The sequence below is a fragment of the Pseudovibrio denitrificans JCM 12308 genome, assembly GCF_001310815.1.
Lineage (GTDB): Bacteria > Pseudomonadota > Alphaproteobacteria > Rhizobiales > Stappiaceae > Pseudovibrio > Pseudovibrio denitrificans.
In genome coordinates, this window is the sequence record NZ_BAZK01000001.1 from 317261 (window position 1) to 331775 (window position 14515).

Genomic DNA, 14515 nt, shown 5'->3' on the forward strand with positions numbered 1-14515 from the left:
CTTGTGAAACATCTTCTTGCGGCCTTTTTCTGAGGGCCATTCGAAGGGGCTTTGCGCCGATACCGGGATTGTTAAACTCAGAAAGGCAATCACATGGCGCTCTATGAGCACGTGTTCCTGGCACGCCAGGACATTTCTACCCAGCAGGTTGAAGCCCTCGTTGAGCAGTTCAAAACTGTTCTCGAAGAAAACGGCGGCAAAGTCGGCAAGATCGAATCCTGGGGTCTGCGCACCCTGACCTACCGCATCAACAAGAACCGCAAGGCTCACTACATTCTGATGAACGTAGATGCACCTCACGCGGCTGTTGCTGAGATGGAACGTCAGCAGGGCCTGAACGAAGACATCCTTCGCTTCATGACCATTCGCGTAGAAGAGCTGGACGAAGAACAGTCCGCTATGATGCAGAAGCGTGATCGCGATGATCGTCGTCGTGGCGATCGTAATGATCGTGGCCCACGTCCAGATCGTGTCCTCGCCCAGATCGTCGCCCTGAAGCACCTGCAGCGGAGTAATTGAAAATGGCTGAATCTTCATCCGCAGGACGTCGTCCATTCTTCCGTCGTCGTAAGACCTGCCCATTCTCCGGTGCAAACGCTCCGAAGATTGACTACAAGGACATCCGTCTTCTGCAGCGCTACATCTCTGAGCGCGGCAAGATCGTTCCTTCCCGTATTACCGCAGTGTCTGCAAAGAAACAGCGTGAGCTGGCTCGTGCCATCAAACGCGCTCGTTTCCTCGGCCTGCTGCCTTTCGTAATCAAGTAAGTCTTGATTATTGGGTCAGGGTGCTTTGCATCCTGACCTTTTTCATGATTTCGGCCAGTCCGGAATCACGGTTGAGAGACTGATCGCGATCGCGACGCCTCTCTCTAACTGCGGAACACTCTTTCCGCAGGACAGCAAAGGAGAAATTCCATGAAAGTTATCCTTCTTGAGCGTGTGGCTAAACTTGGCCAGATGGGCGACACTGTAACTGTTAAAGACGGTTACGCTCGTAACTACCTTCTGCCACAGGCAAAAGCTCTGCGCGCTAACAAAGCAAACCTTGAGCGTTTCGAAAACGAACGCGCTCAGCTGGAAGCTCGTAACCTTGAGCGCAAGACCGAAGCAGAAGCAGTTGGCGCAAAGCTGGCTGGCGAAAGCATCGTTGTTATCCGCGCTGCTGGCGAAACCGGTCAGCTCTACGGTTCTGTTGCGACCCGCGACATCGCAGGTCAGCTGACCGAAGCAGGCTTCACCGTTGTTCGCTCCCAGGTTTCCCTGCGCGCGCCAATCAAGACCATTGGTCTGCACGAAGTATCCATCGTTCTTCACCCTGAAGTTGAAGTTGAAATCTCTGTTAACGTTGCTCGTTCTGAAGACGAAGCTGAGCGTCAGGCAGCAGGTGAAGACCTCACCGTACAGGACGACGACGCTTTTGAATTCGATGAAGATCTTGATGAAGATGAAGATCTCGAAGAAGGCGAAGAAGCAGCTTCTGAAGAAGCTGGTGAAGGCGAAGAAGAAGAAACTGAAGAATAATTTTTCTTCATTCCTCTATGAAAAAGGCGGGGTCTCTGACTCCGCCTTTTTTGATGCCTTACACCTGACAGAATCGGCAAAAACTCCTCTGATTCTGTTCCTCAAAAAAGAGTTTGTTAATAATTGTAGTTGGGGCGAAAATCCCTGAATACAGCTGATTTTAAACAAAAAATCTAAGCTTTTCTCGCGTTTGGAGAGTGTCGACTGTCAATTGGCAACCTGCAATTTTCCCCGCTGATTTAATTTTGTTAAAGAACTGGCTTAAGGTGTTCAGAGCCTCTTTTCCTGTTCAACGAATGGCTGTACTCAGGGTGCCAAGCGGCACGAGGGGCGGAATGAAGGGCACAGTCCAAAAATTAGAAAAGGCTAGTGAGACCATGCGTGTGGTCCCACATAACGCCGAAGCGGAGCGTCAGCTTCTTGGCGCCATCATGGTGAACAACGAGACCTATTATCGTGTCTCGGAGTTCCTGGAAGCTCGGCATTTTTTCCTGGCACCCCACAAGGATATCTACGACAAGTGCGGGGCACTTATTAAGGCTGGCAAGATTGCCTCGCTATTACGCTCAAAACGTTTTTCCCGGCAGATGAGAAGATCGCAGACCTGTCTGCAACTCAGTATCTGCTGCGTCTTGCTGGTGATGCGACTTCCGTGATCAACGCGGAAGACTACGGCAAGACCATTTATGATCTGGCGACTCGCCGTAACCTGATCACCATTGGCGAAGACATGGTGAACATCGCTTATGACGCGCCGATCGACATGCCACCTTCCTCTCAGATTGATGATGCAGAGCGTCGTCTGTTTGAACTGGCGGAAACCGGTCGTTCTGACGGCGGTTTTCAGGACTTTGGCAGCGCGCTGACTGAAACCATCGAGATGGCGGCGGCTGCGTTCCAGCGTGAAGGTGCGCTTTCCGGTGTTTCCACGGGCTTGCGCGATCTGGACAAGCTCATGGGTGGCTTGCAGTCTTCAGATTTGATCGTACTGGCTGGTCGTCCTGCGATGGGTAAGACATCGCTGGTTACGAACATCGCTTATAACATTGCCGAGAATTATCAGACCGAAGAGATGCCCGATGGCACTGTACGGACTGTAAATGGCGGCGTTGTTGGCTTCTTCTCTTTGGAGATGAGCGCCGAACAGCTGGCGACTCGTATTATCTCCGAGCAGACCGAAATTTCTTCTTCCAAGATTCGCCGCGGCGACATCAACGAGATTGAATTCGAGAAGCTCGTGGCTGCGACTCAGCATATGCAGCACGTTCCACTGCACGTGGACCAGACCGGTGGTATCTCCATCGCTTCCCTCGTCTCCAAGGCACGCCGCCTGAAGAGACAAAAGGGTCTGGACATGATCGTGGTGGACTATATCCAGCTTCTGACAGGTTCTTCCAAGAACCAGGGCAACCGCGTTCAGGAAATCACAGAAATCACCACGGGTCTTAAGGCGTTGGCGAAGGAACTCAATGTTCCGATTATCGCCCTCTCCCAGCTCTCCCGTCAGGTTGAAAACCGTGATGATAAACGTCCTCAGATGTCTGACCTTCGTGAATCCGGTTCGATCGAGCAGGATGCGGATGTGATCATGTTCGTGTATCGCGAAGAGTACTACATGGGCAAAAAGGAACCGCCTGAAGGTACGCCTGAGTACGAAGAGTGGAACGCCAAGATGGAACAGTTGCGCGGCAAGGCGGAAGTGATCATCGCCAAGCAGCGTCACGGTCCGACCGGTATTGTGGATCTGCAGTTCCAGGGTGAGTTCACCCGCTTCTCTGATCTGGCAGATGACGCCCATATTCCTGACAGAATTATGGAGTAAGGCAGGATCATCCTACTGAGTTAGCGATTGACCCGGAGTTACGCGCATCAGTTGTGCAGTGCTCCGGGTCTTGCTTTTTTATTGCTCTGATTTTTTGTAGGTTACTGGGCATTCAAAGAATCTGAAGGCATTCGCGTGACACATTCTGCCGCTCCTACATCTGACCGCCCTGCAGTTTCTGCTGGCGGCGCTGCAAAACTAACCATTGACCTTACTGCTCTACGCTCCAACTGGTGCTATTTGAACGGCAAGGTCGGAGACGGTTGTACCTGCGCAGTGGTTCTGAAAGCCAATGGCTACGGAACAGGTGCGGCTGAAGTTGGTAAAACACTTTATCACGCCGGTGCCCGCGTCTTTTTCGTTGCTCTTCCTGAAGAAGGCATTGAGCTGCGCAAAGAACTGCCGCACGCCGAAATCTACGTGCTCAACGGTTTGTTCCGTGATCGCGAGAAGTTCTATTACGATTTTGATCTGAAACCCGTGCTCAACAGCCTTGAAGAAGTTGCTGAATGGTCCTCCTTTGCACAAAGCCTGCAAGAGGAGTTGCCAGCTGCGCTTCACTTCGACACTGGGATGCACCGGCTGGGCATGTCCATTGGTGATGCCCTGCAGATTGGTGAGTCGGCTCATCTTCTGAAAGGCATCCGGATTGATCTGGTCATGAGCCATCTGGCCTGTGCAGATACGCCGGATCATGGGCTCAATGAAAAGCAGCTCAATCGCTTCCAGCGCGTGTGCGAGTTGTTCCCAGAAGCGCGAAAGTCTTTGAGCAACTCAGCCGGCATCTTCCTGGGTGACGACTATCATTTCGACATGGTTCGCCCAGGCATTGCGCTTTATGGAGGTAATCCGGTACCGGACGAGACCAACCCGATGCTTCCGGTGGCCCATGTGCAGGCAGAGATCATCAGTTTGCGCGAGGTTCCACATGGTGATCCTGTGGGTTATGGGGCTTCCCGCGTAACACCGCGAAAAAGCCGGATTGCAACCATAAATGCCGGATATGCGGATGGTCTGCACCGGCTGGTTGGAAGCTCTGATGATCAGCCCAATGGTGCGCGGGTTTACATTGGTGGGCACTTTGCGCCAATCTTTGGCCGCGTCTCCATGGACATGATTGCAGTTGATGTGACGGACATCCCTGAGGAGCATCTGTCACGCGGGGCCCTGTTGAGATTATGGGGGCGCATGTAAACGTGGATGAACTGGCAGAATTTGCGCAAACCATCCCATATGAATTGCTGTGTAGCCTTGGAGCACGCTATACACGCCACTATAAACGCTAGCGAGAGAACACTGGCAGGAACCTGAATTCGATATGGCGAAACGCTCCCTTTCATTTGTCTGTCAGTCCTGTGGGGCAACCACACTTAAATGGGCAGGCCGCTGCGAATCTTGTGGCGAATGGAACACAATTCAGGAAGAACAGCAGGCCGGTGGCATTGGAGCTGGCCCTAAAACGGCTTCCCGCTCCAAAGGACGCGTTGTTCCGCTGGTTGGATTGTCTGGAGAGACCAAAGAGGCTCCCCGTATCATCACCGGTGTGGCCGAGCTGGACCGCGTCACTGGCGGCGGTTTTGTTAAAGGTTCCGCTCTGCTTGTTGGCGGCGATCCTGGAATCGGTAAATCCACTTCTCACTCAGGCCAGTGCGCATCTGGCGTTTCAGGGACACAACATCGTTTACATCTCTGGCGAGGAAGCGGTGGATCAGGTGCGGCTACGTGCTGAACGCCTTGGACTTCGCGATGCGCCAGTTCAGCTGGCTGCAGAGACAAGCGTTGAAGACATTCTGACAACGCTGGAAGACAAGAAGGGGGACGAGCGCCCTCACCTTGTGATCATCGACAGTATCCAGACCCTCTGGACCGAAATGGCCGATTCTCCTCCGGGAACAGTGACACAGGTTCGCGCTTCTGCTCAGGCGCTGGTGCGCTTTGCCAAGAAGACCGGTACTACCGTTGTGATTGTTGGCCATGTGACCAAGGATGGTCAGATTGCAGGTCCGCGCGTGGTGGAGCACATGGTTGATGCGGTGCTCTACTTTGAGGGCGACAACGCTCACCAGTACCGCATTTTGCGAGCGGTGAAGAACCGCTTTGGTCCGACGGATGAAATCGGCGTCTTTGAGATGTCTGATATGGGGCTACGGGAAGTAAAGAATCCCAGTGCTATGTTCCTGAGTGAACGTAGCGCAACTGCTCCAGGTTCAGCCGTGTTTGCCGGTATAGAAGGTACGCGGCCATTGCTGGTGGAAATGCAAGCGCTTGTGGCCCCTTCTCCGCTTGGCACACCGCGCCGGGCGGTGATCGGGTGGGACAGCGCGCGCCTCTCCATGATTTTGGCCGTGCTTGAAGCGCGCTGCGGTGTTAAGTTCGCTCAGCATGACGTTTATCTGAACGTTGCTGGTGGCCTAAGAATTAATGAGCCAGGAGCTGACCTCGCCGTTGCGGCAGCTTTAATCTCATCGCTTAGTGGGGTTGCTCTTCCCCTCGAATGCGTCTATTTCGGCGAAATCAGTCTGTCTGGTGCAGTTCGACCAGTGGCCCAGGCTGCTTCCCGATTGAAGGAGGCGCAGAAGCTTGGATTTGGTCAGGCGGTAATCCCTGACGGGAATATGAAGGAAGGCTCCAACGCTCTCGGTCATGTCAAAGGACTTGAGGAGCTTGGAGATCTGGTAGCAAATATTGCCGCCAGTGCGCAGAAAATGGAAAACGCTTAAGGGTTTAACCTAGGCTGATTTTAACCGGCAGGCATTTTTGTTGGTTTGCCTGCCAGTCAAACAAGGGACATGTGTCGACAGATGCCGATCACACTCTTAGACGGAATTCTACTGGTTATCATGCTGATCTCTGGCGTTCTTGCGATGATTCGCGGGTTCGTTCGTGAGGTGCTCTCCATAGCATCCTGGGTCGCAGCAGCAGTCGCCGCCTATTTATTCTACGGAAGTCTGAAACCATTTGTGCTGCAACACGTCGCCAATGACACACTTGCAACTGCGATCGCAGCAGGTGCTGTTTTCCTCGTGACATTGATTGTGGTGAGCTACATCACCATGCGCATTTCAGACTTCGTGCTGGACAGCCGGATTGGCGCGCTCGACCGTACGCTCGGTTTTGTATTTGGCGCTGCCCGCGGCTTTCTGCTTGTTGTTGTTGCGCTGCTGTTCTTTAACTGGTTTGTACCAGAACCACGCCAGCCAAACTGGATCATGGATGCAAAATCCCGTCACCTGCTGGTGACCAGCGGCCAAAGCCTTGTGGCGGCGCTGCCGGAAGATCCTGAGCGTGCTATTATGGATCAGATCCGTAAACAGGGCGGTTCAACCGGCTCTGCGAACGGAGCGTCCAGTGATGAAGAAGCCCGCTACTCCCCAAGTGAGCGGCGCGGACTGGACCAGCTGACGGCCTCTGGCGATGGCCGGAACTAAGCTGATATTTTGAGAATTGGCCTAAGGAAGAACCAAGGAGTGATGCCATGAGCAGTGGTGTATCAAACAATTCTGCCGACTTGAGAGAGTTGAGAGCAGATTTTGACGGCGATACCCTGCACGAAGAATGCGGTGTTTTTGGCATTCTTGGACATGACGATGCAGCAGCACTGACCGCTCTGGGGCTTCATGCGCTTCAGCACCGCGGACAGGAAGCAGCGGGCATTGTGACATTTGATGGCGATCAGTTCCGCTCAGAACGCCATATGGGCCTTGTGGGAGATCACTTCACCCAGCAAGAGACCATTGACAATCTGAAGGGTCCTTACGCGATCGGTCACGTACGCTACTCCACCACAGGTGAAGCGGCGCTGCGGAACGTTCAGCCACTGTTTGCTGAGCTTGACGGTGGTGGAATTGCGATCTGTCACAACGGCAACTTCACTAACGCGCTGACCTTGCGCCGCCAGCTGATCAGAGATGGCGCGATCTGTCAGTCCACTTCTGACAGTGAGGTGGTTCTGCAGCTGGTTGCCCGTTCGCGCGAGAAGAAGATCGTAGACCGTTTCATCGAGGCGATCAGCCAGATGGAAGGTGCTTACTCTCTTGTGGCGCTGACCCGCAAAAAGCTGATTGGTGCGCGTGATCCTTATGGCATTCGTCCTCTGGTTCTGGGTGATCTGAACGGTGCTCCGATCTTTGCAAGTGAAACCTGCGCGCTGGACATCATTGGCGCGAAGTTCATTCGTGAAGTTGAAAACGGTGAGGTTGTTGTTTGCACTCCGGGTGGCATTGAAAGCTACTTCCCGTTTGGCAAGCGCCCTGCCCGTCCGGACATCTTCGAGTACATCTACTTCTCCCGTCCAGACAGTGTTCTGAATGGTCATTCCGTTTATGACGTTCGCAAGCGTTTTGGCCGTGTGCTGGCACAGGAAAGCGCTGTTGAAGCGGACGTGATTGTTCCGGTTCCTGATTCCGGTGTTCCGGCTGCACTTGGCTTTGCAGCTGAAAGCGGTGTTCCATTTGAGCTGGGCATTATCCGCAACCACTATGTTGGCCGTACCTTTATTGAGCCGACACAGCAAATTCGTACGCTTGGTGTGAAGCTGAAGCACTCTGCCAACAGAGCGCAGATAGAAGGCAAGCGTGTGGTGCTGGTGGATGACAGCCTTGTGCGCGGAACAACCAGCCTGAAAATCGTGCAGATGATCAGAGATGCTGGCGCGAAGGAAGTTCACTTCCGTCTGGCCTCACCTCCAATCAAGTTCTCCGATTACTACGGTATCGATACGCCAGTGCGCGAAAAGCTGCTGGCTGCCAAGTATGATCTGGAAGGTATGCGCAACTACATTGGCGCTGATACTCTTGCCTTCCTGAGCATTGATGGCGTCTACCGTGCGATGGGTCATGAGAATGGCCGCGATAACGAGAACCCGCAGTTCACTGATCACTGCTTTACCGGGGACTATCCAACCCCGCTTACAGATCTGTCTGACGATGTAGACACACGTCAGGCTCCTCGCCTTGTAGAAACTGGTTAAGTTCAATGAGTTCGAAAAGACTTGAAGGTCGTGTTGCTGTTGTCACGGGTGCATCCCGTGGCATTGGCTATTTTGCTGCAAAAAAGCTTGCTGAAGAAGGTGCGCACATTATTGCTGTTGCCCGCACCGTTGGTGGCCTTGAAGAACTGGATGATGAAATCCAGCAGTTGGGCAGCTCTGCTACCCTTGTTCCGCTTGACCTGACAGACTTTGATGCGATTGACCGTCTGGGCGCTGCGATCTTTGAACGCTGGAAAAAGCTCGACATTCTGGTCGGCAACGCAGGTATTCTTGGTCCAACTTCTCCGCTGGGTCACGTGGCTCCGAAGAAGTTCGATGAAGTGATGCAGATCAATGTGACTGCCAACTGGCGTCTGATCCGCTCTCTCGATCCGCTTCTGCGTCAGTCCGATGCGGGCCGTACGGTCTTCCTGACCTCAGGAGCGCCACACAAGTGCCGTGCCTATTGGGGACCATACTCCATGTCCAAAGCGGCTCTGGAGGCTCTTGTACGCACGTATGTGAACGAGACACGCAAGACCAACGTGAAGTCTATGCTGATCAACCCAGGCCCGATGCGCACTGGTATGCGTGCGAAGCTATGCCGGGTGAAGATCCAAACACACTGCCGCATCCTTCTGAGATCTCCGAGGACATCGTTCGTTTCTGCCTGCCTGAAAATGAAGAGAACGGTCGTCTCTACGATTTCCCAAGCAAGGAACTGCGCGACTTTGTGCAGCTGACAAGCTAATCCATTCCTGTTTCAGGAAACGAAAAGCCCCGGTCATTGCCGGGGCTTTTTTATTGCGTCTTGATATGAGCTTTAGAGCATGTTGCGCTCACTCACATTCACGCATCACGCTCTAACATCTTTACTTTGAGCGAATTCTTGTCGTTTGATTGAATCCAATCAAACGGAACGCGCTCTAAACGCCTATCAGATGAAGCTTTTGTCTGTGAGGGCCTTGACCTGATTGAACACGTCCGGACCCGCAGTGACGACCTTACAGCCGTTCATGATAGCATCCTGAACGTTGATCTCCTGACAGATGCCGCCAGCTTCTTCCACGAGCAGCATGCCTGCCATACAGTCCCATGAGTTCATGTGCTCTTCGATGTAACCGATGAGACGGCCAGAAGCGGCATAGGACAGCATCAGACCGCCAGATCCATTGCGGAAGAAGATGCCACCTTCATCAAGCAGCATGTTCACAGTGTCTTTTACAGCCTGATTGCGACCGCGCGCGCTGAAGCCAAGGCCAAGAGAGCCGTTGGACAGGGATGCGCTTTTGGACACGCTGATTGGCACGCCATTCAATGTGGCGCCTTTACCCTTTTCAGCAGCAAACAGTTCGTCTGCACATGGGTCGTAAACTACGCCAATGTACTTTTCGCCGTTCTTCACGCATGCAATGATCACGCACACTGCGGGATGCTGGAGACAAAGTTTGCGGTGCCATCGATCGGGTCGATGATCCATGTGTATTCAGAGGTGCCCTGCTTTGGATCGCCCTCTTCCCCCACGATGGTGTCATCAGGAAATGCTTCAGCAATTGCATTTCTAACCAGTATTTCAGTATCGCGATCAGCCTCAGAAACCATGTCCTGATGACCTTTGCTCTCGATGTTGAGAGTTTCCAAACGCGTATAGTATTCGTGCGCAAAAGCGCCAGCGCGCTTAACCAGTGCGTTGGCAAACGTAAAACGGTCTTGTGACATGAGATTCCTATTTAAAGTACGGAGTGCTGGAAACGAGCGCGATTAAAAGCAGATTCAGGACGAATTGCAACTTCTTAGCGGCGCTCGCTGATATTTCTAGAGAAAATTTCAAGTGGGTGACAGGTGGGGCTGTGATTTCTACAGAGCGCCTTGCTTGCGCGAGATATCTTATTGGCATGTGATGGAGGTGTAAAACTTATCCCCCTCCCCGAAAGCTGTCTCATACTAGGTTTCATGTTCATGCAATCGGGTGGTTTGGGGGAACGTCCCTCAGACTGGTGTGAACTGGGCGGGGCTACTGCGGAAGGTAACGTATTTCGCAGCAGGTTCGTGGAGGTTCCCCTTTCACCAATAGTGTTGAGGGATAGCGGATGTCCGGCCAGACCAGAGGGCGCCAGCACTGAGACCTGAGGCTTTCCAACGGCCTTAAGTCTTCCAAGTGTCTTCTGGCCCCTGGCCTTAGCCTCCTGCAAAAACGCCCGGGCAAGGCGCGTAGCTGATGCCGAAGAAACTGTTACCTACTAAATGCGCAGGCATTGCCTGTTCGCCTTGCTCATCCCGGCCTTCGGGGTTTCTGACTTCAACACTGCATGGAAAGCCATACGGTGCTCTTGGTGTTTCATTCTCCCACATGGGAAAGAGACTGTTTTTGAGTAAAGCCGAACCTGCAAAATCTCTAGTGGCCTGCCCCGTCACAGTTTCCGGCTCTCTACGATTTAGGCAAATAAAAAAGGGCAGCGTGGTGCTGCCCTTTCAAACTGATGGGAAACTGAAATCAGTTTCTCTTCTTGTGGTACGGGTTTTCGCCTTTTCTGTAGGACAGACGAACCGGCGTGCCTTTGATGTCAAAGCGCTCGCGAATACCGTTCACAAGGTAGCGGGTGTAGCTCTCCGGCAGATTATCCGGTTTGGAGCTGAACACCACGAAATGCGGTGGACGTGTTTTGGGCTGCGTCATGAAACGCAGACGAACACGGCGACCAGACACTGCTGGCGGCGGATGGTGGATCAGAACGCCTTCCAGCCAGCGGTTGAGGCTGGAGGTACCAATGCGCTTGTTCCACATCTCATAGGCGCGGAACACGGCCTGCATGAGCTTATCAAGGCCCTGCCCGTTGATACCGGACATGGTGACGATCTCAACGCCGCGCAGCTGGTTCAGATAACGTTCCTGAGAATCTTTGATGTGGCCCCAGGCGTCTTCACGATCTTCGATCAGATCCCACTTGTTGACCGCGATTACGATCGCACGACCTTCGCGGGCACACAGATCGATGATCTGCAGATCCTGCTTCTCAAAGGAGATGGTCGCATCAAGTGTGACAACAACGACTTCCGCAAACTTCACAGCGCGCAGAGCATCTGCAACGGAGAGCTTTTCCAGCTTCTCTTGAACACGTGCTTTCTTACGGATACCAGCGGTGTCGAAGACTTTGACGTGATGGTCCTGCCATTCCCACTCAACAGAGATACTGTCGCGGGTGATGCCAGCCTCAGGGCCGGTCAGCAGGCGCTCTTCACCCAGCATCTGGTTGATGAGAGTGGATTTGCCTGCGTTTGGACGACCAACAATCGCCATGCGCAGCGGACGCTCACGCGTACCGACTGGCTCATCGATCTCTTCGTCTTCTACGTCAACGTCTGTGCGCGCTTCGGTGAACTCCTGAGAGGCTTCCAGCTCTTCAGCTTCATCCACGATTGGACGCAGCATGTCATAGAGCTCAGAGAGACCTTCACCGTGTTCAGCAGACAGCGCGATCGGATCGCCAAAGCCAAGCGTGAACGCGTCATAGAGCCCAACATCACCGGCCTTGCCTTCTGCCTTGTTGGCACAAAGGATCACAGGAGTGCTGTTGCGGCGCAGCAGGTTTGCAAAATGTTCATCGAGCGGCATCAAGCCTGCGCGTGCATCAATAAGGAACAAGCATGCATCCGCTTCCCGGATTGCTTCTTCTGTTTGAGCGCGCATACGCCCTTCGAGGCTAGATGCCTCTGCTTCTTCCAAGCCGGCAGTATCAACGATCCTGAATCGCAGATCGCCCAAGCGCGCATCACCGGACCTACGGTCACGGGTCACACCTGGGGTATCATCGACAAGCGCGAGGCGCTTGCCTACAAGGCGATTGAAGAGCGTCGACTTGCCAACATTAGGTCTGCCAATAATGGCGACTGTCGCAGTCACGCGAATACTCCTCGTCTGGTCTACAGCACTTGGAGCATGGCGTTATCTGACACCATGCTCCAAGTTTTTGTTCTTAATCGTACCCATATCCGAAAACCGGGCTCAATGCCACAGTTGCGAAGGCACGTTTTAATTCAGCGCTGCAACCGCTCCGTCACTGGTAAGGACGACCATACGTCCACCAGCAACAATTGGTGATACAAATACGCCACTGGTCACTTTCCGCGATGCGGATGCCTGGCCGGTCTTTGCATTCACAGATGCAAGGTAACCATTGCTGGACATGGCGATCAGCTGGCCATTGGCCAGAATTGGACCTGCCCAGTTGACATTCTTGGCGTCACTTTCGCCAGTTGGCAACTTGGCACTCCAGATAAGGTTGCCGGTCTTGCTTGAGATTGCATGCAATTTGTCATCCAAGCCGATCAGGAACACCGTACCACCGGAAACAACCGGCGTGTGTACGGCACCGAAATCAGACTCCCACAAACGCTCACCGTCTTTCAGCGAGATGCCGAGTGTACGACCTGCAACGGAGGTTGCGATAACCTTGTTGCCATCAATAACCGGGCTTGCTGAAACATCAGTCAGGCCAGAAAGTGCGCGTGTACGGAAGGACCGTGCAACGGTATCGATCCATTTAGGCTCACCGCTGTTAATGTCAAGCGCCATAACCTCACCTGAGGAAAATGGCACAACAACAGTGTTGCCGGAAACTGCCGGATTAGCAGAGGAAAGCAGGCCAGCCTGCTCTGCGATACCGGCGAAGGACCATGCCTGCTCACCATCTGACTGGTTGAGGCCGATCACTTCATTGTCCTGGGTTACGACAACGACTTTGCCGTTAGACGCTGCTGGAGCACCACGAACCGGGGTTTCCAGCGTCTTGGTCCAGAGGATGTTGCCGCCTTATCGAGAGCGTAAACATTGCGATATGCGGTTGCGACAAAGATCTTGCCGCCATCAAGCACCACGCCGCCGCCTGCTGCGACTTCGTTTTCGCCTTCCAGACCCAGGTTCTTTGTGAAGACCTTGGCACCGCCTGTTGTCAGAGCAACAAGATTGCCATCGGACTTGTAAACGTAGATGCGCTGACCATCAGAAACCGGACGCGCTGCAGTGCGCGGGTTGCTGGAGCCAATGCCGAAGAAGCCTGGGGAGCGAACCTGACCGATGCTGGAGGACCATGCAACGCCGCCGCCTACATTGACTGCAATGTTGCCAGGGTCATTGCTCTTCGGGCCAGCAGCTGTTGGCCATGTGGAGCCGCCGGTTGCCGCTCCGATCGTGGCATCGCCACCGGTCGCAGCCGGTTTGAGAGCGCCCTGATATAGAGCTGACGATCGCCTTCAAGGAATTCGTCATCGCCGCCGAATGGATTAAGACTGGAAAGAGAAGAACAACCAGCCAGCGTCAGCGCAAGCGCGCCGGTTCCAATCAAAGCCTTCCAAGACTTTCTTTTGGTCTCGCTCACTTATTCAGTCCCCTTTTCGTCTTTGCCCAATGCAGAGGTGATCAGTTCAAGATAAATCTGTGCGCGCCCGGAAATGTCAGATGGGGCGGCTGCATCATTCACAATTTCGCTGAAGCGTGTACGTGCCGCTTCCAGATTGCCTGCCTTATACTCGGCAGCACCGAGAATTTCCAAAGCGGAGAAGCGCCAGGTGTTGCCTGCAACAGCCAGAACCTCAGTGTGCTTCTTCACAGCTGCAAGGTCACCGCTGTCCAGCAACAGATAAGCTGCGCGGATGTTTGCCAGGCCCTTGTAGATGGTTGGTGTAGAGCTGTCTGCCGCGACGGCCTCAAAAGCTTGATGGCTTCGTCGGACTTGCCTTCCAGCGCCAGCTCGGTGCCAACACGCATCTTAGCCATCATTGGATAGCCGCCGATTGCGCCTTCCATGGAGACAAAAGCAGCCTGCGCTTCTGCGTAGTTGCCTGCATCAGAAAGCTTAACCGCTTCCAGGAATTCTGTACCTGCTGCCTGAGACTGTTTGGTCTGCCAGTACTCATAGCCGCGGTAACCTGCGGTACCTACAACGATAAGACCTGCTGTCAGGTATACAACCGGAGCAAAGCGCTTCCAAAGCTTTGAAAACTGGTCGCTTCTTACTTCTTCATCGACTTCGCGAAAAATGTCGGACATAACTTCAAATGTTCCTGCAGCAACGATTCTTAGGTTTGTGGTATCCCAATGGGCGGCGTCACATTAAAACTAAGAGAGCCGCAGGCAAACCTCTTTCTCTACCTCTTTCAACCGATTAGTGGCTTAATTAGGGCAAGAAAAGAGTTTTCCCTGCC

Annotated in this window: 11 protein-coding genes and 5 pseudogenes; 9 read left to right on the plus strand and 7 right to left on the minus strand. The window is 53.4% G+C overall.

What is annotated here, in order from left to right:
- Positions 1–93: 93 nt before the first annotated feature.
- The 9 genes and pseudogenes from rpsF to JCM12308_RS01305 all read left to right on the plus strand — a co-directional run bounded on the left by rpsF (position 94) and on the right by JCM12308_RS01305 (position 9065).
- Positions 94–519 (plus strand): 30S ribosomal protein S6, encoded by a 426-nt coding sequence (gene rpsF / locus JCM12308_RS01265; RefSeq protein ID WP_164845245.1) that lies wholly within the window; start codon positions 94–96, stop codon positions 517–519.
- Positions 520–521: 2 nt separating this feature from the next.
- Positions 522–767 carry a 30S ribosomal protein S18 gene (gene rpsR / locus JCM12308_RS01270; protein ID WP_008552033.1) on the plus strand — a complete coding sequence of 82 codons (246 nt, stop codon included), beginning with the start codon at positions 522–524 and terminating at the stop codon, positions 765–767.
- 150 nt (positions 768–917) lie between these two features.
- Positions 918–1523, plus strand: a complete 606-nt coding sequence (rplI, locus tag JCM12308_RS01275) for a 50S ribosomal protein L9 (RefSeq protein WP_008551838.1) — start codon at positions 918–920, stop codon at positions 1521–1523.
- A gap of 335 nt (positions 1524–1858) precedes the next feature.
- Positions 1859–3345 (plus strand): annotated as a pseudogene (locus JCM12308_RS01280) (replicative DNA helicase).
- A 135-nt stretch (positions 3346–3480) separates the two neighbouring features.
- Positions 3481–4631 (plus strand): annotated as a pseudogene (alr, locus tag JCM12308_RS01285) (alanine racemase).
- A gap of 32 nt (positions 4632–4663) precedes the next feature.
- Positions 4664–6065, plus strand: a pseudogene (gene radA / locus JCM12308_RS01290) (DNA repair protein RadA).
- Between the two features lie 81 nt (positions 6066–6146).
- Positions 6147–6773, plus strand: a complete 627-nt coding sequence (locus tag JCM12308_RS01295; protein ID WP_014285319.1) for a CvpA family protein — start codon at positions 6147–6149, stop codon at positions 6771–6773.
- A 47-nt stretch (positions 6774–6820) separates the two neighbouring features.
- Positions 6821–8314 carry an amidophosphoribosyltransferase gene (gene purF / locus JCM12308_RS01300; RefSeq protein WP_008552038.1) on the plus strand — a complete coding sequence of 498 codons (1494 nt, stop codon included), beginning with the start codon at positions 6821–6823 and terminating at the stop codon, positions 8312–8314.
- Positions 8315–8319: 5 nt separating this feature from the next.
- Positions 8320–9065, plus strand: a pseudogene (locus JCM12308_RS01305) (SDR family NAD(P)-dependent oxidoreductase).
- 186 nt (positions 9066–9251) lie between these two features.
- Here JCM12308_RS01305 and JCM12308_RS32885 read toward each other — a convergent pair.
- From JCM12308_RS32885 to JCM12308_RS01330, 7 genes and pseudogenes are all read right to left on the minus strand, one after another.
- Positions 9252–10033: pseudogene (locus JCM12308_RS32885) on the minus strand (inositol monophosphatase family protein).
- A 775-nt stretch (positions 10034–10808) separates the two neighbouring features.
- Positions 10809–12215 (minus strand): ribosome biogenesis GTPase Der, encoded by a 1407-nt coding sequence (gene der, locus JCM12308_RS01315; protein ID WP_014285315.1) that lies wholly within the window; start codon positions 12213–12215, stop codon positions 10809–10811.
- Between the two features lie 129 nt (positions 12216–12344).
- A complete protein-coding gene (locus JCM12308_RS28765; protein WP_208978165.1) occupies positions 12345–13025 on the minus strand; it encodes an outer membrane protein assembly factor BamB family protein in 681 nt (226 codons plus the stop codon).
- 14 nt (positions 13026–13039) lie between these two features.
- On the minus strand, positions 13040–13501 hold the full coding sequence (locus JCM12308_RS32895) for an outer membrane protein assembly factor BamB family protein (RefSeq protein ID WP_444544396.1): 462 nt from the start codon (positions 13499–13501) through the stop codon (positions 13040–13042).
- Positions 13417–13689, minus strand: coding sequence for a hypothetical protein (locus JCM12308_RS28775; RefSeq protein ID WP_208978167.1), 273 nt, complete (start codon positions 13687–13689; stop codon positions 13417–13419). The genes JCM12308_RS32895 and JCM12308_RS28775 overlap by 85 nt, the downstream gene beginning before the upstream one ends.
- The gene (locus JCM12308_RS01325; protein WP_054782612.1) at positions 13690–13947 is read right to left on the minus strand and encodes a tetratricopeptide repeat protein; all 258 of its coding nucleotides are present in this window, start codon (positions 13945–13947) and stop codon (positions 13690–13692) included. It lies immediately after the preceding gene.
- The gene (locus JCM12308_RS01330; RefSeq protein WP_054782613.1) at positions 13917–14360 is read right to left on the minus strand and encodes a tetratricopeptide repeat protein; all 444 of its coding nucleotides are present in this window, start codon (positions 14358–14360) and stop codon (positions 13917–13919) included. The genes JCM12308_RS01325 and JCM12308_RS01330 overlap by 31 nt, the downstream gene beginning before the upstream one ends.
- Between the last annotated feature and the right edge of the window lie 155 nt (positions 14361–14515).

Bases quoted from the DNA above. Each gene is read 5' to 3' on its own strand.
- rpsF (WP_164845245.1), top strand. From the start codon at position 94: ATGGCGCTCTATGAGCACGTGTTCCTGGCACGCCAGGACATTTCTACC.
- rpsR (WP_008552033.1), top strand. From the start codon at position 522: ATGGCTGAATCTTCATCCGCAGGACGTCGTCCATTCTTCCGTCGTCGT.
- rplI (WP_008551838.1), top strand. From the start codon at position 918: ATGAAAGTTATCCTTCTTGAGCGTGTGGCTAAACTTGGCCAGATGGGC.
- JCM12308_RS01295 (WP_014285319.1), top strand. From the start codon at position 6,147: ATGCCGATCACACTCTTAGACGGAATTCTACTGGTTATCATGCTGATC.
- purF (WP_008552038.1), top strand. From the start codon at position 6,821: ATGAGCAGTGGTGTATCAAACAATTCTGCCGACTTGAGAGAGTTGAGA.
- JCM12308_RS01330 (WP_054782613.1), bottom strand. From the start codon at position 14,360: ATGTCCGACATTTTTCGCGAAGTCGATGAAGAAGTAAGAAGCGACCAG.